We start from the raw sequence: 17,735 nt of genomic DNA on the forward strand, positions 1-17,735 counted from the left end.
CTGCTAAAGGTGCTTGGCTTCTTGTTAGCCAACCATTTTTCTTTTTACCTTTAGAGCCTACCACACAACTTGAGTTATACGTAGTTATTCAGCATTACTGGCATAACCAGCATGAGCACATTCTCGCTGTCCTCGCTCACAATCGGCATAAGTAAGCCTGCGCGGTTTGGTGTAGACAGCTCAAACGTGATCTCGTCTGAATCGATATTGTTTAGCATTTCCATCAGGAACTTGGCGTTAAACCCGATCTCCATGTCCTCGCCTTCATACTGGCAGGCAAGGCGCTCATTTGCCTCATTCGAGAAATCAAGGTCTTCGGCCGAAACCTGTAGCTCAGATCCGTTTAGCTTGAGGCGGATCTGGTGCGTGGTCTTGTTAGAATATATAGAGATGCGCTTTACGGAGCTCAATAGGTCCTGACGGTCAATCACCAGTTTGTTGGGGTTCTGCACCGGTATCACGTTCTCATAATCCGGGTATCTTTCGTCAATCAAGCGGCAGATCATTCGGATATTATCAAAAGTAAAGAAGGCGTTGGATTGGTTAAACTCCATGCGCACTTCGGTGGCCTCGGAAGGAAGCGTGGACTTAAGTAAGGTAAACGCCTTGCGAGGTATGATCAGAGAAGCCTCCTGCGCCGTGCCCACGTCGGTGCGGCGATAACGGAGCAAGCGGTGCCCGTCGGTGGCGACAAACGTCACATTATCTGAGCGTAGCTGCACGAAAATACCTGTCATGGCCGGACGAAGCTCGTCGGTGCTTACCGCGAAAATCGTCTTGTTGATTGCCCTGGCCAGAACGTTGGAGGGTATGGTTATGGCGTTTGCGCCCTGTACAACTGGTACCCGCGGAAAATCAGTGGCGTTCTCACCGGACAGTTTGTAACGGCCGTTCGAAGAACTGATTTCAATGGTATAGGTCTCCTCGTCGATGGTGAAGGTCACCGGCTGATCCGGCAGGTTCTTCAGCGTTTCGAGCAGAATCTTAGCGGGAGCGGCGATACGGCCATTCTCCTTCGCCTCCACGGCCAGCTCCGTGATCATGGATGTCTCCAGATCACTGGCTGTGATGGTGAGCGTTCCGTTGTTTATCTCAAACAGAAAATTCTCAAGGATTGGCACCACCGGATTATTAGTTACCACGCCGTTTATGCTGGAAAGCTGCTTCAGGAGAGCAGAAGAAGAGACGATGAATTTCATTATTTTACCTATAATGTTATTAGGACAAAGTTATAAATATTTCGCATTTCTCCTATCCCTTTCGCCACTCCTTTTTGCTGTCAGGTTGTAGCAGAGGCGTATAAAATTTAAAAGCGCTCGTATTTGCGTTTGCGCAGGTAAAAGCGCGCCACGCCAAACAGGCCGAGCACCAAAATGGGGGCCACCAGGTTGAGCAGTTGCCAGTAGGTCTTTTCCTCTTTTACCCTCACTTTATCCAGAGGGCGCAACTGGATTTCTTTGCTGCGCACGTTGATTAGCCCTTTCGCGTCGAGCAGGTAATGGATCGTGTTCAGGGCCAGCTCCCGGTTTGCAAACGTGATGTTGTTGTAGCGATCGAAGCCTAGCGCATAGGCTTGCCCCGTGCGGGGGTTGATTTCGTTACGGACCAGGTCACCATCTGAGAACACGGCAACTTTTGTCACTGCCCCCTCCCCTCTCACCTGTTGTTCCTGCGCTCCCTGCGGCGCCCTGCGGTTTTTAAAGAGAGACGTAAACTTACCCTCCAGCAGATAGCCTACAGGCTGCGGCCCCGCCCTGAAAAGCTCGGGGTTCACTTCCATCCGAGCCTCCTCCAGCGTAACCGGCACCGGAGGCTGCAGCACCCTGGAATAGGCAGAGGTATAAACCAGTGGGGTCTTGCGTATGCCATCGGCCTTCACGGTGTCTATCGTGCCCACGAACCTGGTATAAACAGCGTCCAGGTTGCGCGTTACGGGGTGCTTGCTGAAGTTATTGAGCAGCGGATAGAATCGCCAGTTGATCATCTCTGTTTGCGGTCTGTCACCCAGATAACCCGTCACCATGGGTATAAACCCAGAGTTCAGGTCCATTACCAACGTTGGGTTCAGGCGCACGCCATACCGGAACAGCAGGTCATCCAGATTCAGGTTATAAGGAATGGCAAACATACCCCCTGCCGCCGCACTGTCCATGTTCGCGTTCATGGCATCCACAAAAAAGACCGCCTTGCCGCCGTTCATGATAAACTGGTCGATTTTATACTTGTCCAGCTCGGTAAACTGGGAGGTCGGCTTGGCCACGATAATCAGGTCCAGCCCTTTCAAGGTCGGTATCTCCGAGAGTTCTCCTCGTGCCACACGGTAATACTCTTGCAGCGAGCCAAGCAGGTCGGTCACCTGCTGCATTTCCAGTTCGCCCTGCCCCGTGATGTAGCCGATGACCTTGTTCCCCTGAAAGGCTGTTTTCCGAATGGCTGAGGCCAGTTCATACTCTATACCCTCCACCGACTGGTTCAGGCGCTGATCAGGGGAGGCGGACAGGTTGCCCTTGAGCAGGTTCACAGCCGTCTCCTTGCCCTTGTAGCGCACCACCGCCCCCGGGAAAACCAGCCGCTCGACCTGCTTGCCCTCTTCAGTGGCCTTCACGTTGGTGGGGATGATTCCTTTTTTCGCCAGGGAGGCGATGTACTCATTGCGCTGGGTTTTGTCTGTTATCGCGTTGGGGTCGATAAAGTTATAGCGCAGGTTTCCGCCGGAGTAGATGCGGAACTCATCCAGGGTCTCGCGCACGGACTGCTGCAAGCGCTTGAAGCCCGCCGGAAAGTCGCCCTCTAGGTATACGTCCACCACCACTTCCTCCTGCAGGTTTCCGAGCATCTGTTTGGTTACGGGAGCAATGGTATAGCGCTTGTCGGCCGTCAGGTCTATCCGGAAGAAGGCTGCGCCTGCCAGCGCGTTCAGCAGGATAATTGCCGCTACCCACGACACGAACCGCAGTATGTCGCTTTTGCTTTTGGATTTTTGCTGCACTGTCGTTACCGTTACCATTTTCTACTTTTCAGGACAAGTTTGGTGGCCAATAGCATGACGGCAATCACACTCAGGAAATAAAGAATATCGCGGGAGTCGAGGAGGCCTTTGCTGATGGCGGCATAGTGGTATGAAATCCCCAATTGGCTTACCGTGTAGCTATACCTCCCCCAGAAGGGTATAGAGGCGATGAGGTCGAAGCCGGTATAGATGATGTAACTCAGGAAAACCGCCAGCACAAACGAGATGATCTGATTGTCTGAGACGGACGAGGCGAAAACCCCAATCGCGGCAAACACACCTGCCAGAAAAACGAGGCCGATGTAGGAACCGAACACCGCAGCCGAGTCGATGTTGCCGGGCGGGTTGCCCAACTGATAAATGGCCCAATAATACAGCAGCGTGGGCAGCAGCGCGAAGATGGCCAGCAAGAGAGCAGCGAAGTACTTTCCCAGTATAAGGTGCATGTCTGTCAGGGGCTTCGTCAGCAGCAGCTCAATAGTTCCTTCGCGTTTTTCCTCGGCAAACATGCGCATCGTGATGGCCGGTATGAGGAAAAGGAACAACCAGGGAGCCATGCTGAAAAGCGTTTGCATATCGGCGAAGCCATACTCCAGCACACTGCTTTCCGGGAACACCCACATGAACATTCCGATGGCCACCAGAAAAACCGTGATGACGATGTAGGCGATGAGCGAATTTAAAAAGCTGTTGAATTCCTTTCTTAAAATGGAGAGCATTGATTTCAACTTAAAAACTATGCATTAGAAGTTAAAATGGAAGTACTGAACTCCGTAAGTCCTTTGCCTCTACTCAACTTTTCTAATCTTTAATTTTGAATTTCTGATTACTTAGTCAATTGCTGGAATATCTTCTCCAGGGAGTTTTCCTCCTGGCGCAGCCCCACCAAGGGCCAGTTTTGCTCTGCCGCAATCCGGAAAACGCTGGAGCGGATGTCTGCCGCCTGCTCCGAGGTAATGCGGTAGGTATGGCCCTGCGCCTGATCGACGCGCAACACGCCGGGAATGCGTTGCAACAGCTCCGTTTCTACGGACTGCTCAAATTCCACCAATGTCACTTTCTCCTGCTTATTCCCTTCCTGCAGGCTGGCCACGTCGCTGTCGGCCACCAGTTTCCCCCGGTTGATGATCACGACCCGGTCGCAGATGGCGGCCACCTCCTGCATGATGTGGGTAGAGAAGATGACGGTTTTGTTCTGCCCGATTCGTTTGATGAGCGCGCGTATCTCCACGATCTGGTTTGGGTCCAGCCCGGTTGTGGGTTCATCCAGAATCAGTACCTGCGGATCATGCACCAGGGCCTGGGCCAACCCCACCCGCTGGCGGTAGCCTTTCGACAATGCCCCGATCTTTTTGCCCTGCTCCAGCGTGAGCCCACACAGGTCCACCATCTCCTGCACACGGTCTCTGCCGCGTCGTCCTTTCAGACCGTAGATGGACGCAACAAACTGCAGGTACTCGTGCACATACATGTCGAGGTACAGCGGGTTGTGTTCCGGCAGGTAGCCCACGATGCGGCGCACGGCCATCGGGTCCTGAACCACGTCGTGCCCATTCACCAGTATGGTGCCGGCACTCGGCGGCAGGTAGCAGGTGGCAATCTTCATGGTGGTGGATTTGCCGGCACCGTTAGGCCCCAGGAAACCCACGATTTGCCCTTGCTCCACCGTAAACGAAACATCGTCCACGGCATGCTGTGTCCCATATATCTTAGAAAGATGCTTTACTTCGACCGACAAATCAATACATTAAATGAGCCTCTATTCAAATTAAATCCTACAGGTGGGGTATGGCTGCGCAAAAACGGCAGTACAGTATACCATCCCGCTCTGCGCTGTAGCAACACCTCCGTGTGCACTTCGTAACGGCGCAATCGGACGTGCAAAGCTACAAAAGCCGTTCCACTCTTACGCTATTGCTGCCGCTTCCCTTTCGGCATGAGCGGCCTCACTTCAATGTCCACGTGGTGGTAATTGGGGTGCGACTGCAGCACATGCAGAATGGTGGAGGCGATGTCTTCGGGGCGCATCATGTTGTCGCTCACCGTCACGCTGTCGATGTTATCGAAGAAATTGGTTTTGACTGAGCCGGGGTAGATGCAGGTCACTTTTATACCGTACTCGCGCACTTCCTTATACAGTGAGTGGGATATGCCGCGTACCGCATGCTTGGTGCCGCAGTAGCCCGACATCTGCTCGATACCGGTAGTGCCGGCGATGGAGGAGATATTGATAATGTGCCCTTCCTCAGCCGCTTTCATACCCGGAATCACGAGGCGAGAACTATAAAAGACGCCGTGCACGTTGGTGTCGAACATAAGCTGCCAGTCCTCCACCGACATTTCGTCCAGTTTACCGGTCACGCCCAGCCCTGCGTTGTTCACCAGCACCGCCACCGATCCACCGAAATGGCTGACCGTACGCTCATATGCCTGTTGCACCTCCTGGTGGTTGCGCACATCGCAGGCAACAAAGTGAAAGTTGGCGTGCGCTACCTCGGGGGCTGTCCTCCCCCACCCGGCTACCTTCATGCCTTGCGCTAAAAGAAGCTCCACGGTGGCAAGGCCAATGCCTTTGCTCACGCCTGTCACCACGGCTATTTTATTTGCTATTTCCATCTGTCTTAAAATCTTTGGGTTGGATATAAATCAGAGCAAGTTTAGGTTTCGCTTTCGAAAATCTAAATGTGTGTGCTCACAGGTCACCTAACTGGGGCCGGATCAGGAGCTCTTCCACTACGCTGTTCTCAGACAAGGCATAGGCGTTAAACATGGCCATCGCCACGTCCTCAGGCTTGATGAACCGTTCCGGAGGTAGGTCCACCCCATCCCAGCTGGCCGTAAGTGTGGCCCCAGGCAAGATAGCCGTGACGCGCACGTTATGCTCCTTCAGCTCCTCGCGGAGCACCTTGGTCATGCCGTAGAGCGCAAACTTAGAGATACAGTATGAGCCGCCATTGATGTATGGGGTGATGCTGGCCGTAGAACACAGCGTAAAAATGTGGCCGGAGCGGCGCTTGATCATGTCTGGCACAAGGCCTTTGGTGAGAAAATAAGCGCTGTACAAGTTTGTCTGAATCATGTATGGCAGGGCCTCCTCATCTTCTTCGGTTATCTTGCCGGGTATAAAAAGGCCGCTGTTATTCACCAGCACGTCCACGCGCACGTTCAACTCCCGCACGTAACCCAGAAACAGCTTGAGCGACTTCCTGTCACTTAGATCCGTCTCCCGGTAAAATACTTTCGAGAAAGTGTAGGCTTGTTCTATCTCCAGCTTTAACTTTTGTAAGTCCTTTTCGTTTCGGGAACAGGTGATGATATGATACCCCTCTTTGGCAAACTGCTCGATTACGGCTCTGCCGATTCCTTTGGTACCGCCTGTCACCAAAATGTATTTTTGCATAGCTATGTAAGGCTTTATATGTTTTCCTATTTTAAACGTAATATAGGTATTAAACAGTATTTTTGCGCATCATCCTGCACAAACGCATGATTAAACAGCTTCTAAAACCCCTATGCTGCAACATTTCGGAAAGTATTTACTCTTTATGTCGAGCCTCTTCACGCGCAGTGAGTCGCCCCGCATTATTTTCAGAAGAACAATCGACGAGGCCATCCTGATTGGCATCAACTCCATTTTCATTGTAGCTATTGTCAGCACCTTTATTGGGGCCGTAACCTGTGTGCAGGTGGCTTATAACCTGAACAATGCCTTTATACCACGCTCCACCATTGGCTTTATGGTCCGTGAGATGACGATCCTGGAACTGGCGCCAACCATTACCTCTATCGTGCTTGCCGGTAAGGTAGGCTCCAGCATTGCGGGCGGGCTTGGCACAATGCAGATCACCGAGCAGGTGGATGCCCTCGAGGTAATGGGTATAAACTCTGCCTCCTATCTGGTGCTGCCGAAAGTGATCGCCGCCCTGCTCATGTTCCCGCTGCTGGTGATCCTGGCCATGTTCCTGTCCATTGCGGGCGGTTACCTGGCGGGCACCTTATCTGGCGCCCTGACCGCTCAGGAGTATATAACAGGTATCCGTGAGGATTTCATCTCGTACAACATCGTGTTCGCCCTGATCAAGTCTGTCGTGTTTGCGTTCCTCATCTCCTCCATTTCCTCTTTTAGGGGATATTTTACCTCGGGCGGAGCATTGGAAGTGGGTGCGGCCAGCACGACTGCGGTTACAAACGGCGTGATCGCAGTTCTGATCGCTGACTTTATCTTAGCGCAGTTGCTGCTCTGAGCCAGATTTTTCAATTATGATAGAAATACACAACATACATAAGAGTTTCAATGGCGTGAAGGTGCTGGATGGCATCAGCGGCGTGTTTGAAACCGGGAAAACAAACCTATTATTGGGGGCCAGCGGCACAGGCAAAAGCGTTTTGCTCAAGTGCATTGTTGGCCTGGTAAAGCCCGATATCGGGAGCGTAACCTTCGACGGCACTTACTTTACCAACAACAAGCTGGACATCCGGCAGGAAATCCGCCGTAAAATTGGCATGCTGTTCCAGGGCGCGGCCCTCTTCGACTCGATGACGGTAGAGGAGAACGTCGCGTTTCCGTTGAAAATGCTGACCCCAGACGTTTCCAGGAGCGATCGCATGGACCGGGTGAACTTTTGCCTGAACCGCGTTGGGCTAGAAAACGCCAACAAAAAAATGCCCTCCGAAATTAGCGGCGGTATGAAAAAGCGGGTGGGCATTGCGCGCGCTATCGCAACAGACTGTACCTACCTTTTCTGTGATGAGCCAAATTCCGGTCTCGACCCGCTTACCTCACTCAAAATAGATGAACTGATCAAGGAGATTACCCAGGAATTCAACATCACTACCATCATCGTAACCCACGACATGAACTCGGTAATGGAGATAGGCGACAACATCATGTTCCTCTACCAGGGCAAAAAGCTGTGGGAAGGCACCAGCGACACCATTATGGATTCAGACGTAAAGGAACTTCAGGAGTTCATTTTTGCAAACCGCCTGATGCGGGACGCCAAAAAAGTGGAGGAAAGCGAAGAAAGCCACGAGCCTGCTACATCGCCTGTAAAACCTTAGAACTTATTTCATACCCCCATCACACAGAAGGCCCGGCTATAGCAGCCGGGCCTTCTGTGTGATGGGGGTATGAAATGTATAAGCTAGCTTACCTTATACCGCGTACAGCATCCCCGCGAGTGTTGCGGTCATCATACAGGCCAGAGAGGCTCCCAGCAGCGCCAGGAAGCCAAGCTTAGAGAGATTGCCCTGCTGGCTTGGTGCCATACTGCCAATGCCCCCGATCTGGATAGCGATGGAACTGAAGTTGGAGAAACCGCAAAGCGCATACGTTGCCATTACGATAGACTTGGGCCCCAGGCTGCCAGCGGCTTTCATCTCAGCAAGGTCAAGGTAAGCCACAAACTCGTTGATGGCTGTTTTCTGGCCAAGCAAGCTTCCAACCTGCAGCGTGTCTACCCAGGGCACGCCCATGATAAAGGCAAACACCCGGAAAATCTGGCCCAGGATATACTGCAGCGAGAAGCCATGAAAGCTGCCGCCTGTGCTGGTTACCACCCACTCGTTAAGGCCAGTCCATACCCCGATCATATCGGTGAGCAGGTAGTTGACGAGGGCGATGACCGCGATGAAGGCCAGCAGCATCCCGCCCACATTGGCCGCCAGCTTTAAGCCATCTGCGGCACCTCTCGACAAAGCGTCAATCAGGTTTACCCCTAGCTGCTCTTCGTTCATCTCCAGCTTGGTGGTGATATGCTCGGGATTCGTTTCCGGCACAAGTATCTTGGCCAGCACAATCCCGGCAGGGGCGTTCATGATGGAAGCCGTCAGCAAGTGAGCCGCGAAAACCGCCTTTTGGGCCGGGTCATCACCCCCCAAAAAAGATACGTAGGCAGCCAATACCCCTCCTGCAAGCGTTGCCATGCCGCCAGTCATGAGGCACATCAGCTCGGAGCGCGTCATGCGCCCGATAAAAGGGCGCACCAAGAGAGGAGCCTCGGTTTGCCCCAGAAAAATGTTGCCCGCGGCAGACAAGCTTTCGGCACCTGATAGGCGCATGCCTTTAGACATTACCCAGGCAATGCCGAATACAATTTTCTGAAGGATGCCCAGGTAGTATAACCCCGATGATACGGTGGAAAAGAAGATGATGGTAGGTAGAACCGAGAAGGCGAAAATAAAGCCCAGGCCGGCGTTATCGGAAGGGTTAGCCAGGTTGCCAAATAGAAACTGCGCCCCTGCCTGCGAAAAATCAAGGAATGTCACGAACCCGCGGCTGACGGTGGCAAAGCCGTCTGCCACCAGCGGCACCTGCGTTACAAGCACGCCAAACAAAGCCTGAAGGAAAACACCGAAGCCGACAAGCTTCCAATCTATAAGTTTTTTATTTTTTGAAAACAGGAACGCAATAGCCAGCAGGACGAGCAGACCAATCACTCCTCTTAAAATTTCATACATGCTAAGGGGAAAAATTTGCCAAAAGTAGAGTTTATATCTTATTAAAACAAAAGTCCTGCGCCACCTTGGCGCAGGACTTTTGTTTTAATAAGATAGGGTATGGATCAGTTACGCTTGTTCAGCTCATCCCGGATTTTGGCGGCTCGCTCGTAGTCCTCTTTGTCCAGGGCATCGTTTAGCAGCTTGTTCAGCTCATCCACCGATGTCTGGCTCAACGACTCTTTGGCACTTGAGGAGGTAGTGGACGAAGTGCTTTTCACTGTCATTTCCTCGTTTTCCTCATCCCCGTCCTCCAGATCACTCAGGATGATGCCCGCCTCAGACAGCACACTCTCCACGGTATAAATCGGAACGCCGAAGCGCAGCCCGATCGCAATGGCATCGGAAGGGCGCGAGTCGAGCTCAAACTCCCTGGTCCCGTCGGTACACATGATTTTAGAGTAAAACACACCTTCCTTCAAATCAGAAATCAGGATTTCCGTTATCGCCACATCCATGTGTTCGGCAAACGTCTTAAACAAATCGTGCGTGAGGGGGCGGTTTGGATTAATCTTCTCTATCTGTATGGCGATAGATTGCGCCTCAAACATACCGATGATGATCGGCAACCTTCGGTTCCCTTCTCTTTCTCCGAGCACAAGTGCAAACGAGCCTGTCTGAGACTGGCTTGATGAGAGACCAAGAATCTCTAACTGAATTTTCTCCACAGTTTCTTTTAATCTATTTGTCTAAAGCTTTCGCAGCTTCAATCAGTTTCGGTACAACCTCGAAAGCGTCGCCCACAATGCCATAATCCGCGGCTTTGAAGAACGGTGCTTCCGGATCCTTATTTATAACGACAATCACTTTAGAAGAGTTAACTCCGGCAAGGTGCTGTATGGCGCCGGAGATGCCTATCGCGATGTATAAATTCGGGCTTACGGTGATACCAGTCTGTCCCACGTGCTCGTGGTGCGGCCGCCAGTCCATGTCAGACACGGGCTTGGAACAGGCAGTGGCCGCGCCAAGGGCACTGGCCAGGTCCTCGATCAGGTGCCAGTTCTCCGGCCCTTTCATCCCGCGCCCACCGGATACAACGATCTCGGCCTCAGGCAGTAACACCCCGTCAGACTCCTGCATCACCGTTTCCTTCGGTGCGCCCACAAAGTCGCTGTCAGCCAGATCGGCAGCCAGCGTCTCTACGGTGGCTGTTCCGCCGGAGTTTGTAATATCGATAGAGTTTTTCTTAATGGCAATTATTTTTAGGTCGCCGGTCAGGGCTACCTCGGCAAATGCCTTGCCCGAGAACACCCCGCGGGTTACGGTAAAGGAGCCGCCGTCTGTTTTAGGCAACTCCGTCACGTTGGTGGCCAGCGACCCATTCAGGCGCACTGCCAGCTTGGCGCCGATAGCCGCCCCGATGTTGGAGTTAGAGAAGATGAGCACTTTGGCGCTCTCCTGCCCTGCTGCCTTGGCAATCACTTTTACATAGGCATCCGCCACAAACTGGCTGAGGCGCGCGTCACCGTCGTACAGCACTTTGCTGATTCCCTGCTCTCCAAGTTTGGTCAAAGCCTCCTGGTGCACTTCGCCAATGGCCACTGCCGTGGCCGTGGTCCCCAACTGCTGCGCCACCTGACTTCCATAGGTGGCCGCCTCTAACGACGATTTCTTGATCTCTCCGTTCAGGCCTTCTACAAATACTAATACAGACATACCTATAGTACTTTAGCTTCGTTTCTCAATAATGTAATCAATTCACCGGCATTCTCAGGCTCGATCATCTTCACGCCGCCTTTTTTCTCGGGCTTGCTGTAGTTGATATAGTCTGCTTTCACGTCGGCGCTTACCGGCTCGGCTACTTTCAGCGGTTTGGTGCGGGCCGTCATGATGCCGCGCATGTTCGGGATGCGTGGCTCAGCCATGGGCTGCTGGGCACTTGCCACAAAAGGCAGCTTTACCTCCACCACTTCTTTTCCGCCCTCAATCTCGCGCTCCAGTCGGGCAGTGGCGTCATCCACCATGTCCAGTTTAAAGGCCGGCACTACCGATGGTATGCCCAGAAGCTCCCCCACCATGTTGTGTACCTGAGAACCGTTGTAGTCAATCGACTCTTTGCCCATCAGGATGATATCGTAGCTGTTTTCTTTGGCCACGGCGGCAATTTGCTGGGCCACAAAGAAAGAGTCCTTTGGGAAGGCGTTCACGCGGATGGCATCATCTGCCCCGATAGCCAGGGCTTTGCGGATATTGGGCTCGGTGTCGGCCTCGCCCACATTCAGCACCGTCACGGTGCCGCCTTTAGCTTCTTTCAGTTCGATGGCCCTGGTGAGGGCGTACTCATCCCAGGGGTTGATAACGAACTGTACGCCGTTTTTGTCAAACTCCCTGTTATCGGCCGTGAAGTTAATCTTGGCCGTCGTATCCGGAACGTTACTAATGCAAACTAATATTTTCATGAGTAGAAATGTTAGCTTTAAAAATTTTAGATTTGTGCGAAGTTAATTAAAATATAGCCAATTGGAAATGAACGAAAGCAGACTTGAGCAGCTCTTCAAATTTTTGGAAGACGACCCAAACGACCCCTTTACGTTGTATGCCATCGCCACGGAATATCGCAGTGCAGATCAGGAGAAGGCACGCTCCTATTATGAGAAGCTGCTTACTGAGCACGAGAATTATGTGGGTACTTACTACCACGCTGCTAAACTGTACGAAGAGATGGGCCAAAACGATATAGCCGAGCAGACGTACAAAAAAGGCATGAAAATCAGCCGTCAGGAAGGAAACCTCCATGCTTTCTCTGAACTGCAGCAAGCCTACAACAAAATGATGGGCCTGGATTATGAAGATGACTGATCGGCTACCTGTTCATCCGCAAATGGCTTTACCTCAAATATAGTATGCATGCAGCACATTTCCAAATGCTGCGTTTTCCCTGGAGGGCAGGGCTATTTAGGCGGGTATTCCCGTTACTCCCTATTTCCGCAACGCCCTAGATTTATAACAAGAGAAAACCCATACCACTAGCTATGGAAAGCGTTTGCGGTATGGGTTTTCTGATGAAAATCGCTAATGTAAGTGCCGGCTTAAGGGATGCACAAACAGATCAGCCTGAGCCCGGAAAGCCTCTCTTCTGTCTTAGTGCCTCCTGTCTATACCCTTCATCAGGACCATAACGGGGCTACAGACATGCTTCGCTTAAGCGCCCACATGCTCGAAGAAACGCACTTTGGTGCTTTTGGGCACGAGCTTCAGCCCTTTAGGCACATCCTGATGGGACTCCCGCATATGGTTTTTATACCAAACGGAATAGCTGTCCTCATCGGTCCAATAGGTCAGCAGCCATATCTCGGCCGGGTTGTCCTGAGGGCTGAGTACCTCCATCCGCACAAAGCCAGGTGCACTGTCTACGAGATGTGGCCTGTTGACGAAAGCTTCTTTCACCTGCGCTGCCATATCATTGGCGATGGTAAAGGTGCTTAATGCTATAAACATAAGTTAGGAGTTTGGATTACATCAGGTCTTTTCCAGAGAGGGCGCAAGCGCAACTGCAGATCAACACGTGATGCAAAGAGGTTAATATACTACAAAGACAGCTAAAACGAGGCGGAAAATCAAATTCCTGACCACTCAAGCATAAAATAAAATCTTTTCCGAAACGCTTTGCCTTTACGTGTTCTTTCATACATGCCTGAAAGCGAGCTCAAAATACGGGTGCTTTGCTTTTGAGGGATTGAGAGATGCAAACACGCCGTGTATGCCGGATTGCTGTATTTGTTGCACCAATAGTGGCCGAAACAAAAAGGAACATGTTGTGTTAACAAAGCAATATGAAGCTAGAAGGACAAACTATCCTGGTGGTAGGCGGCACCTCCGGCATCGGGCTGCAAACAGCCCGCCTGCTAAAAGAAAATGGCGTACAGGTGATCATCGCCTCACGGGAAAACTCTCCCGAAGGGACTGCGCTCGGCCTGCAGCATGTGCAGCTGGATGTGCTGCAGTTCGACAAGGGCTTCTCCGCACAACTCCCGTCGCCGCTACACGGCCTCGTATACTGCCCCGGCAGTATAAACCTGAAGCCTTTTGAAAGGCTCACTCCCGAGGATTTTCAGAAAGATTATGCGTTAAATGTGCTGGGCGCAGTGCAGGTGTTGCAGGCAGTTATACCCTCTCTCCGCAAAGCCAATGGTGCAAGCGTAGTTCTGTTTAGCAGCGTGGCGGCCACACTGGGTATGCCGTATCACGCTTCCATCGCCGCGGCCAAAGCTGCGCTGGAGGGATTGACTGTGGCTCTGGCCGCAGAGTATGCCGCTGCCGCTATCCGCTTTAATGCCATCGCCCCGTCTCTCACCGACACTCCCCTTGCCCAGTCCCTGCTTAACTCCCCGGATAAAGCTGCCGCTTCCGCCAAACGGCATCCCCTGGGGCGCGTAGGGCAGCCGCAAGACATGGCCGCTGCGGCTGCTTTCCTGCTTTCTGAGGATGCCAGCTGGATGACGGGGCAAATCCTGCACGTCGATGGCGGCATGGGTTCCGTCAAGTTGTTCTAATTGTTCTAAATGAAGCAAATGATATATAGCTATCCCCCCGTACATTCCACCGTAAGTAGACACAGTCGTTCATTCAAAAGCATTCTATAAATTGAAGCTGCCTACTTTCTCTGGCGCCACCCTAAAGCGCGTCCAATTTCAGTTTTATACCTCTCATACCCCTAGTAACACCTGTCATGGTACTTTTCTGGTTTAGGCGCGACCTGCGGCTGCACGATAATTCGGCACTTTCGCACGCTCTTGCGAGCGGCCAGCCTGTTTTGCCTTTGTTCATCTTCGATAGCGACATCCTGACAAAACTGAGCGACCCACACGATGCCAGAATCACGTTCATACATCAAACGCTCACCAGTTTACACCAGCAACTGGAGCAGCGTGGCAGCACGCTGTTAGTGCGTCATGGCAGGCCACTGGAGGTGATGGCGCAACTCCTGCAGGAATACCCCTTACAGGAGGTATACACAAACCGTGACTATGAGCCCTATGCGCGGCTGCGCGACAGCGAGGTGACTAAACAGCTGTTAGGCAAAGGCATTGCTTTCAGGGGGTATAAAGATCAGGTTATCTTTGAGCAAGACGAGATCCTGACGAAAGGCGGCACACCGTACAAAGTATATACTCCTTACAAAAATGCCTGGAAATCCGCTTTCACGGAGTCGATGGCCACGCCATACCCCTCGGAGGAGCAACTGCACGGGCTACAGCCGCACCCTGCCACCACGCTGCCAACGCTTGCCGATATCGGCTTTGCTGCCGCTGAAATCCCAACCCCATCGCCTAGCCTCTCGGAAACCGTGCTGCGCCAGTACGACAAAACCCGGAACCTGCCTGCCCTCGATGCCACCTCCCGCCTGAGTCCGCACCTGCGCTTTGGCACGGTAAGCGTTCGGCAAGCGGTGCAACTCGCGCTGCAGCACAACGACACATGGCTGCAGGAACTCATCTGGCGGGAATTTTTTATGCAGCTCCTGTTTCATTTCCCCGAGTCGGCGGAGGAGAGCTTCGCCCAGAAGTTCAGGCATATCGATTGGCGCAGCAATGAGAAGGAGTTTCAGCTGTGGTGCGATGGGAAGACGGGTTTCCCGCTGGTGGATGCCGGAATGCGGGAGTTGAATGCAACGGGCTTCATGCATAACCGCGTGCGCATGGTGGTGGCCAGCTTCCTGGTGAAAGACCTGCTGATCGACTGGCGCTGGGGCGAGGCGTACTTTGCCGGAAAGCTCCTGGACTACGAGCAAGCCAGCAACGTGGGAAACTGGCAATGGGCCGCTGGCACTGGGGCTGACGCGCAGCCTTACTTCCGCATCTTCAACCCAGACAGCCAGGTGAAAAAATTTGACAAGGACCATCGCTACATCAAGCGCTGGGTGCCCGAGTTTGGGACTTCCGCCTACCCTGCCCCCATGGTTGATCACGCCGAGGCCCGGGACAGGGCCCTAGCAGCCTATAAAAAATCAATCGCCTATACCCTATAAGTATTCCGCCAGGCAATATAAGGCAGTATCCATGAGATTTACGGAGAACTGACTGCCTGACTGCACCTTACAGGAGGCCTCAGCCATACACTCCAGGATACCTGTATTTTGGGATGCGCTTGAAGTTGTATAATATTGCAGATGCTCCAGCGCAAAATTGTGTTCTTCGGCTGGCTGGCGGCCCTCCTGTTGCTGCAGCCACTCAACGGGCTAGCCTCCCCCCTACTCGACACCACAGCCAATGCGGTGAACAAGCAGCGCTTGCTCGTGATGGGCACTGCCTTTACAGCCGGTTACACTGCCCTGCTCGTTTCTCTGAACAACTCCTGGTACACCGAAGAACGGACAAGTTTCCATTTTTTCAACGACAACCGCGAGTGGCGTAATATGGACAAGGCAGGCCATTTTTGGGGAGCCTTCCACGAGAGCCGGGCAGGTATAGACATGCTGCGTTGGGCCGGGGTGCCGGAAAAAAAAGCCATTCTCATCGGTGGCCTCACCGGCCTGCTGCTGCAAACCCCCATCGAGATCTTCGACGGCTACCAGCCGGCATACGGTGCCTCCGTCGGTGACGTGGTGGCCAACGCAGCAGGCTCCGCCGCCGTGGTGGCGCAGCAGTTGGCCTGGCATGAAGTCCGGATCATGCCCAAGTTCTCTTTCCATACCACCCGCTACGCCGCAGTCCGGCCCAATGTGTTGGGAAGCAGCCTTGGAGAGCGTGCGCTGAAGGACTACAACGGGCAGACGTACTGGCTCTCAGCGGATATTGGCGCTTTTGTGAAAGCGGAAAGCAAGTACCCGAAGTGGCTGAACATTGCGGTAGGGTATGGCGCTGAGGAGATGGTGTATAACCACGAACCGAGCAACCAGGCCGCTGGCTTTTCAGCGCATCGCCAATATTACCTGAGCCCCGACCTCAACCTGATGCATTTTAAGGGGCGAAGCAAGGTACTTAACACCGCCTTATACATCCTGAGCATCGTGAAAGTGCCTGCACCGGCGCTGGAGTATAACCGCAAAGACGGCCTGAGGCTGCACCCACTCTACTTCTAGAAGCGCTCTGTCTATATAAACCTCCCCGGCAACCACTGGCTTGCGGCTGTAACAGGCCAAATGACGCTTTAAATCCGTACCTTTGCATTAGAGTAAGGCATCGCCAAGATTGTTTATACATACTATAGAGCGATCCGCTGACAACGATTAACGAATAACGAAACCATGAACGTAGGAGACCGTGTGCGCCTGATGTCTGGCCGTGAGGAAGGCATCATTACCCGCATTTTAGATAATAATATAGTAGAGGTTGCCATCGACAACGATTTCACGATTCCGGTGGCGCGCCGCGAGATTGTGGTGATCGCGGCCGAGGAATCCGCTTTTGTCAGGAACAACGACGAGGGGATCAAACCGACCGTAAAAAAGGAGATCGCTGCCCCAGTGCTGGTCGCGCAGGGTATATACCTGGCCCTGGTGCACCAGTCTGATGAGCTGCTGGCCGTGACGGTGATCAACAACACCGATCACGACGTGCTTTTCACATCCGGCGAGGAGCGGGAAGGCAACTACCGTGGGCTCCAGAACGATAGGCTGACCCCAAAGACAACGCGCGTGATCACCCATTATCACTTAAAGGACTTTGAGAAATGGCCTGGCCTGGTTGTGCAGTTTGTGCAGCACCGCAACGGCAGCCCTACCCTATATGAGCCCACGACAAAAAAGGTGCAGTTTAAGGCCAGCTCGTTCTACAAAAGCAAAAAGACCGTGCCTGTCCTTAACAAGGAAGGCTACGTCTTCCAGCTCGACCAAAAGCCAGTGGTCGTGAACACCGACAAGATAACGGAGCAGCTGATAGACGCTACCACCCAGCACCCAAACTTTAAGCTGCAGGCCCCGGAACACGAGATTGACCTGCACATCGAAAAACTACTGGAAGACTACAGCGGCATGAGCAACAGCGCGATGCTGAAAACGCAACTGGAAAAATTTCAGGACAGCCTGGACCGCGCCCTGGCCGCCAACATGCACGAGATTGTGTTTATACACGGTGCCGGAAACGGCGTGCTGCGAAAGGAGATCCAGAAAATCCTGAGCCGCACCCCTGGCATTAAATTTTTCGAGGACGCCCACAAAGAGAAATTCGGCTATGGCGCCACGTTGGTAAAACTTAAGTAGTTCCGAGTTCCGAATTACAAGTTCCGAGTTAAAGGTCTGGTTGAAAAAAACTCGGAACCCATCATTCGGAACTCGGAACTCAAACCC

General features: G+C 52.7%; 18 protein-coding genes. 7 read left to right on the forward strand and 11 right to left on the reverse strand.

What is annotated here, in order from left to right; genetic code table 11:
* Positions 1-74 precede the first annotated feature (74 nt).
* The 6 genes from dnaN to MKJ04_RS09005 all read right to left on the reverse strand — a co-directional run bounded on the left by dnaN (position 75) and on the right by MKJ04_RS09005 (position 6,410).
* Entirely contained in the window at positions 75-1,199 is a 1,125-nt protein-coding gene (gene dnaN, locus MKJ04_RS08980; RefSeq protein WP_241641271.1) for a DNA polymerase III subunit beta, read from the reverse strand.
* Between the two features lie 107 nt (positions 1,200-1,306).
* The gene (gldG, locus tag MKJ04_RS08985; protein ID WP_241641273.1) at positions 1,307-3,007 is read right to left on the reverse strand and encodes a gliding motility-associated ABC transporter substrate-binding protein GldG; all 1,701 of its coding nucleotides are present in this window, start codon (positions 3,005-3,007) and stop codon (positions 1,307-1,309) included.
* Complete coding sequence (gldF, locus tag MKJ04_RS08990) at positions 3,001-3,729, reverse strand: gliding motility-associated ABC transporter permease subunit GldF (RefSeq protein ID WP_241641274.1); 729 nt, start codon at positions 3,727-3,729, stop codon at positions 3,001-3,003. The genes gldG and gldF overlap by 7 nt, the downstream gene beginning before the upstream one ends.
* 107 nt (positions 3,730-3,836) lie before the next feature.
* Complete coding sequence (gene gldA, locus MKJ04_RS08995) at positions 3,837-4,748, reverse strand: gliding motility-associated ABC transporter ATP-binding subunit GldA (protein WP_241641276.1); 912 nt, start codon at positions 4,746-4,748, stop codon at positions 3,837-3,839.
* 173 nt (positions 4,749-4,921) lie between these two features.
* A complete protein-coding gene (locus tag MKJ04_RS09000) occupies positions 4,922-5,626 on the reverse strand; it encodes an SDR family oxidoreductase (RefSeq protein WP_241641277.1) in 705 nt (234 codons plus the stop codon).
* Positions 5,627-5,702: 76 nt separating this feature from the next.
* On the reverse strand, positions 5,703-6,410 hold the full coding sequence (locus tag MKJ04_RS09005; RefSeq protein ID WP_241641279.1) for an SDR family oxidoreductase: 708 nt from the start codon (positions 6,408-6,410) through the stop codon (positions 5,703-5,705).
* Between the two features lie 112 nt (positions 6,411-6,522).
* Between MKJ04_RS09005 and MKJ04_RS09010 the strand changes: the two genes are divergently transcribed.
* Positions 6,523-7,254 (forward strand): MlaE family ABC transporter permease, encoded by a 732-nt coding sequence (locus tag MKJ04_RS09010; RefSeq protein ID WP_241641280.1) that lies wholly within the window; start codon positions 6,523-6,525, stop codon positions 7,252-7,254.
* A 16-nt stretch (positions 7,255-7,270) separates the two neighbouring features.
* Positions 7,271-8,071, forward strand: a complete 801-nt coding sequence (locus tag MKJ04_RS09015) for an ABC transporter ATP-binding protein (protein WP_241641281.1) — start codon at positions 7,271-7,273, stop codon at positions 8,069-8,071.
* A 93-nt stretch (positions 8,072-8,164) separates the two neighbouring features.
* Here the strand turns inward: MKJ04_RS09015 and MKJ04_RS09020 are convergent, their stop codons facing one another.
* The 4 genes from MKJ04_RS09020 to MKJ04_RS09035 form a co-directional block, all read right to left on the reverse strand.
* On the reverse strand, positions 8,165-9,469 hold the full coding sequence (locus MKJ04_RS09020) for a NupC/NupG family nucleoside CNT transporter (protein WP_241641283.1): 1,305 nt from the start codon (positions 9,467-9,469) through the stop codon (positions 8,165-8,167).
* Positions 9,470-9,573: 104 nt separating this feature from the next.
* Positions 9,574-10,176 carry a bifunctional nuclease family protein gene (locus MKJ04_RS09025; protein WP_241641284.1) on the reverse strand — a complete coding sequence of 201 codons (603 nt, stop codon included), beginning with the start codon at positions 10,174-10,176 and terminating at the stop codon, positions 9,574-9,576.
* Between the two features lie 13 nt (positions 10,177-10,189).
* Positions 10,190-11,164, reverse strand: coding sequence for an electron transfer flavoprotein subunit alpha/FixB family protein (locus MKJ04_RS09030; protein ID WP_241641285.1), 975 nt, complete (start codon positions 11,162-11,164; stop codon positions 10,190-10,192).
* A gap of 2 nt (positions 11,165-11,166) precedes the next feature.
* Entirely contained in the window at positions 11,167-11,907 is a 741-nt protein-coding gene (locus tag MKJ04_RS09035; RefSeq protein WP_241641286.1) for an electron transfer flavoprotein subunit beta/FixA family protein, read from the reverse strand.
* Positions 11,908-11,974: 67 nt separating this feature from the next.
* Between MKJ04_RS09035 and MKJ04_RS09040 the strand changes: the two genes are divergently transcribed.
* A complete protein-coding gene (locus tag MKJ04_RS09040) occupies positions 11,975-12,307 on the forward strand; it encodes a tetratricopeptide repeat protein (RefSeq protein ID WP_241641287.1) in 333 nt (110 codons plus the stop codon).
* 342 nt (positions 12,308-12,649) lie between these two features.
* On the opposite strand, the gene MKJ04_RS09045 is transcribed toward MKJ04_RS09040, so the two are convergent.
* The gene (locus MKJ04_RS09045; protein ID WP_241641288.1) at positions 12,650-12,946 is read right to left on the reverse strand and encodes an antibiotic biosynthesis monooxygenase family protein; all 297 of its coding nucleotides are present in this window, start codon (positions 12,944-12,946) and stop codon (positions 12,650-12,652) included.
* 335 nt (positions 12,947-13,281) lie between these two features.
* On the opposite strand from MKJ04_RS09045, the gene MKJ04_RS09050 reads away from it, so the two are divergent.
* The 4 genes from MKJ04_RS09050 to MKJ04_RS09065 all read left to right on the forward strand — a co-directional run bounded on the left by MKJ04_RS09050 (position 13,282) and on the right by MKJ04_RS09065 (position 17,648).
* A complete protein-coding gene (locus MKJ04_RS09050) occupies positions 13,282-14,001 on the forward strand; it encodes an SDR family NAD(P)-dependent oxidoreductase (protein ID WP_241641289.1) in 720 nt (239 codons plus the stop codon).
* A gap of 176 nt (positions 14,002-14,177) precedes the next feature.
* Entirely contained in the window at positions 14,178-15,476 is a 1,299-nt protein-coding gene (locus MKJ04_RS09055; protein WP_241641290.1) for a cryptochrome/photolyase family protein, read from the forward strand.
* A 141-nt stretch (positions 15,477-15,617) separates the two neighbouring features.
* Positions 15,618-16,529 (forward strand): DUF2279 domain-containing protein, encoded by a 912-nt coding sequence (locus MKJ04_RS09060; protein ID WP_241641291.1) that lies wholly within the window; start codon positions 15,618-15,620, stop codon positions 16,527-16,529.
* A 165-nt stretch (positions 16,530-16,694) separates the two neighbouring features.
* Complete coding sequence (locus MKJ04_RS09065; protein ID WP_241641292.1) at positions 16,695-17,648, forward strand: Smr/MutS family protein; 954 nt, start codon at positions 16,695-16,697, stop codon at positions 17,646-17,648.
* The last annotated feature ends 87 nt before the right edge of the window (positions 17,649-17,735 follow it).

Source organism: Pontibacter sp. E15-1 (assembly GCF_022601975.1).
In the GTDB taxonomy this organism is placed as follows: domain Bacteria; phylum Bacteroidota; class Bacteroidia; order Cytophagales; family Hymenobacteraceae; genus Pontibacter.

Excerpts from the sequence above, each read along its gene's own strand:
- dnaN (WP_241641271.1), bottom strand. The coding sequence starts at position 1,199 with ATGAAATTCATCGTCTCTTCTTCTGCTCTCCTGAAGCAGCTTTCCAGC.
- gldG (WP_241641273.1), bottom strand. The coding sequence starts at position 3,007 with ATGGTAACGGTAACGACAGTGCAGCAAAAATCCAAAAGCAAAAGCGAC.
- gldF (WP_241641274.1), bottom strand. The coding sequence starts at position 3,729 with ATGCTCTCCATTTTAAGAAAGGAATTCAACAGCTTTTTAAATTCGCTC.
- MKJ04_RS09000 (WP_241641277.1), bottom strand. The coding sequence starts at position 5,626 with ATGGAAATAGCAAATAAAATAGCCGTGGTGACAGGCGTGAGCAAAGGC.
- MKJ04_RS09005 (WP_241641279.1), bottom strand. The coding sequence starts at position 6,410 with ATGCAAAAATACATTTTGGTGACAGGCGGTACCAAAGGAATCGGCAGA.
- MKJ04_RS09010 (WP_241641280.1), top strand. The coding sequence starts at position 6,523 with ATGCTGCAACATTTCGGAAAGTATTTACTCTTTATGTCGAGCCTCTTC.
- MKJ04_RS09015 (WP_241641281.1), top strand. The coding sequence starts at position 7,271 with ATGATAGAAATACACAACATACATAAGAGTTTCAATGGCGTGAAGGTG.
- MKJ04_RS09020 (WP_241641283.1), bottom strand. The coding sequence starts at position 9,469 with ATGTATGAAATTTTAAGAGGAGTGATTGGTCTGCTCGTCCTGCTGGCT.
- MKJ04_RS09030 (WP_241641285.1), bottom strand. The coding sequence starts at position 11,164 with ATGTCTGTATTAGTATTTGTAGAAGGCCTGAACGGAGAGATCAAGAAA.
- MKJ04_RS09035 (WP_241641286.1), bottom strand. The coding sequence starts at position 11,907 with ATGAAAATATTAGTTTGCATTAGTAACGTTCCGGATACGACGGCCAAG.
- MKJ04_RS09040 (WP_241641287.1), top strand. The coding sequence starts at position 11,975 with ATGAACGAAAGCAGACTTGAGCAGCTCTTCAAATTTTTGGAAGACGAC.
- MKJ04_RS09045 (WP_241641288.1), bottom strand. The coding sequence starts at position 12,946 with ATGTTTATAGCATTAAGCACCTTTACCATCGCCAATGATATGGCAGCG.
- MKJ04_RS09050 (WP_241641289.1), top strand. The coding sequence starts at position 13,282 with ATGAAGCTAGAAGGACAAACTATCCTGGTGGTAGGCGGCACCTCCGGC.
- MKJ04_RS09055 (WP_241641290.1), top strand. The coding sequence starts at position 14,178 with ATGGTACTTTTCTGGTTTAGGCGCGACCTGCGGCTGCACGATAATTCG.
- MKJ04_RS09060 (WP_241641291.1), top strand. The coding sequence starts at position 15,618 with ATGCTCCAGCGCAAAATTGTGTTCTTCGGCTGGCTGGCGGCCCTCCTG.
- MKJ04_RS09065 (WP_241641292.1), top strand. The coding sequence starts at position 16,695 with ATGAACGTAGGAGACCGTGTGCGCCTGATGTCTGGCCGTGAGGAAGGC.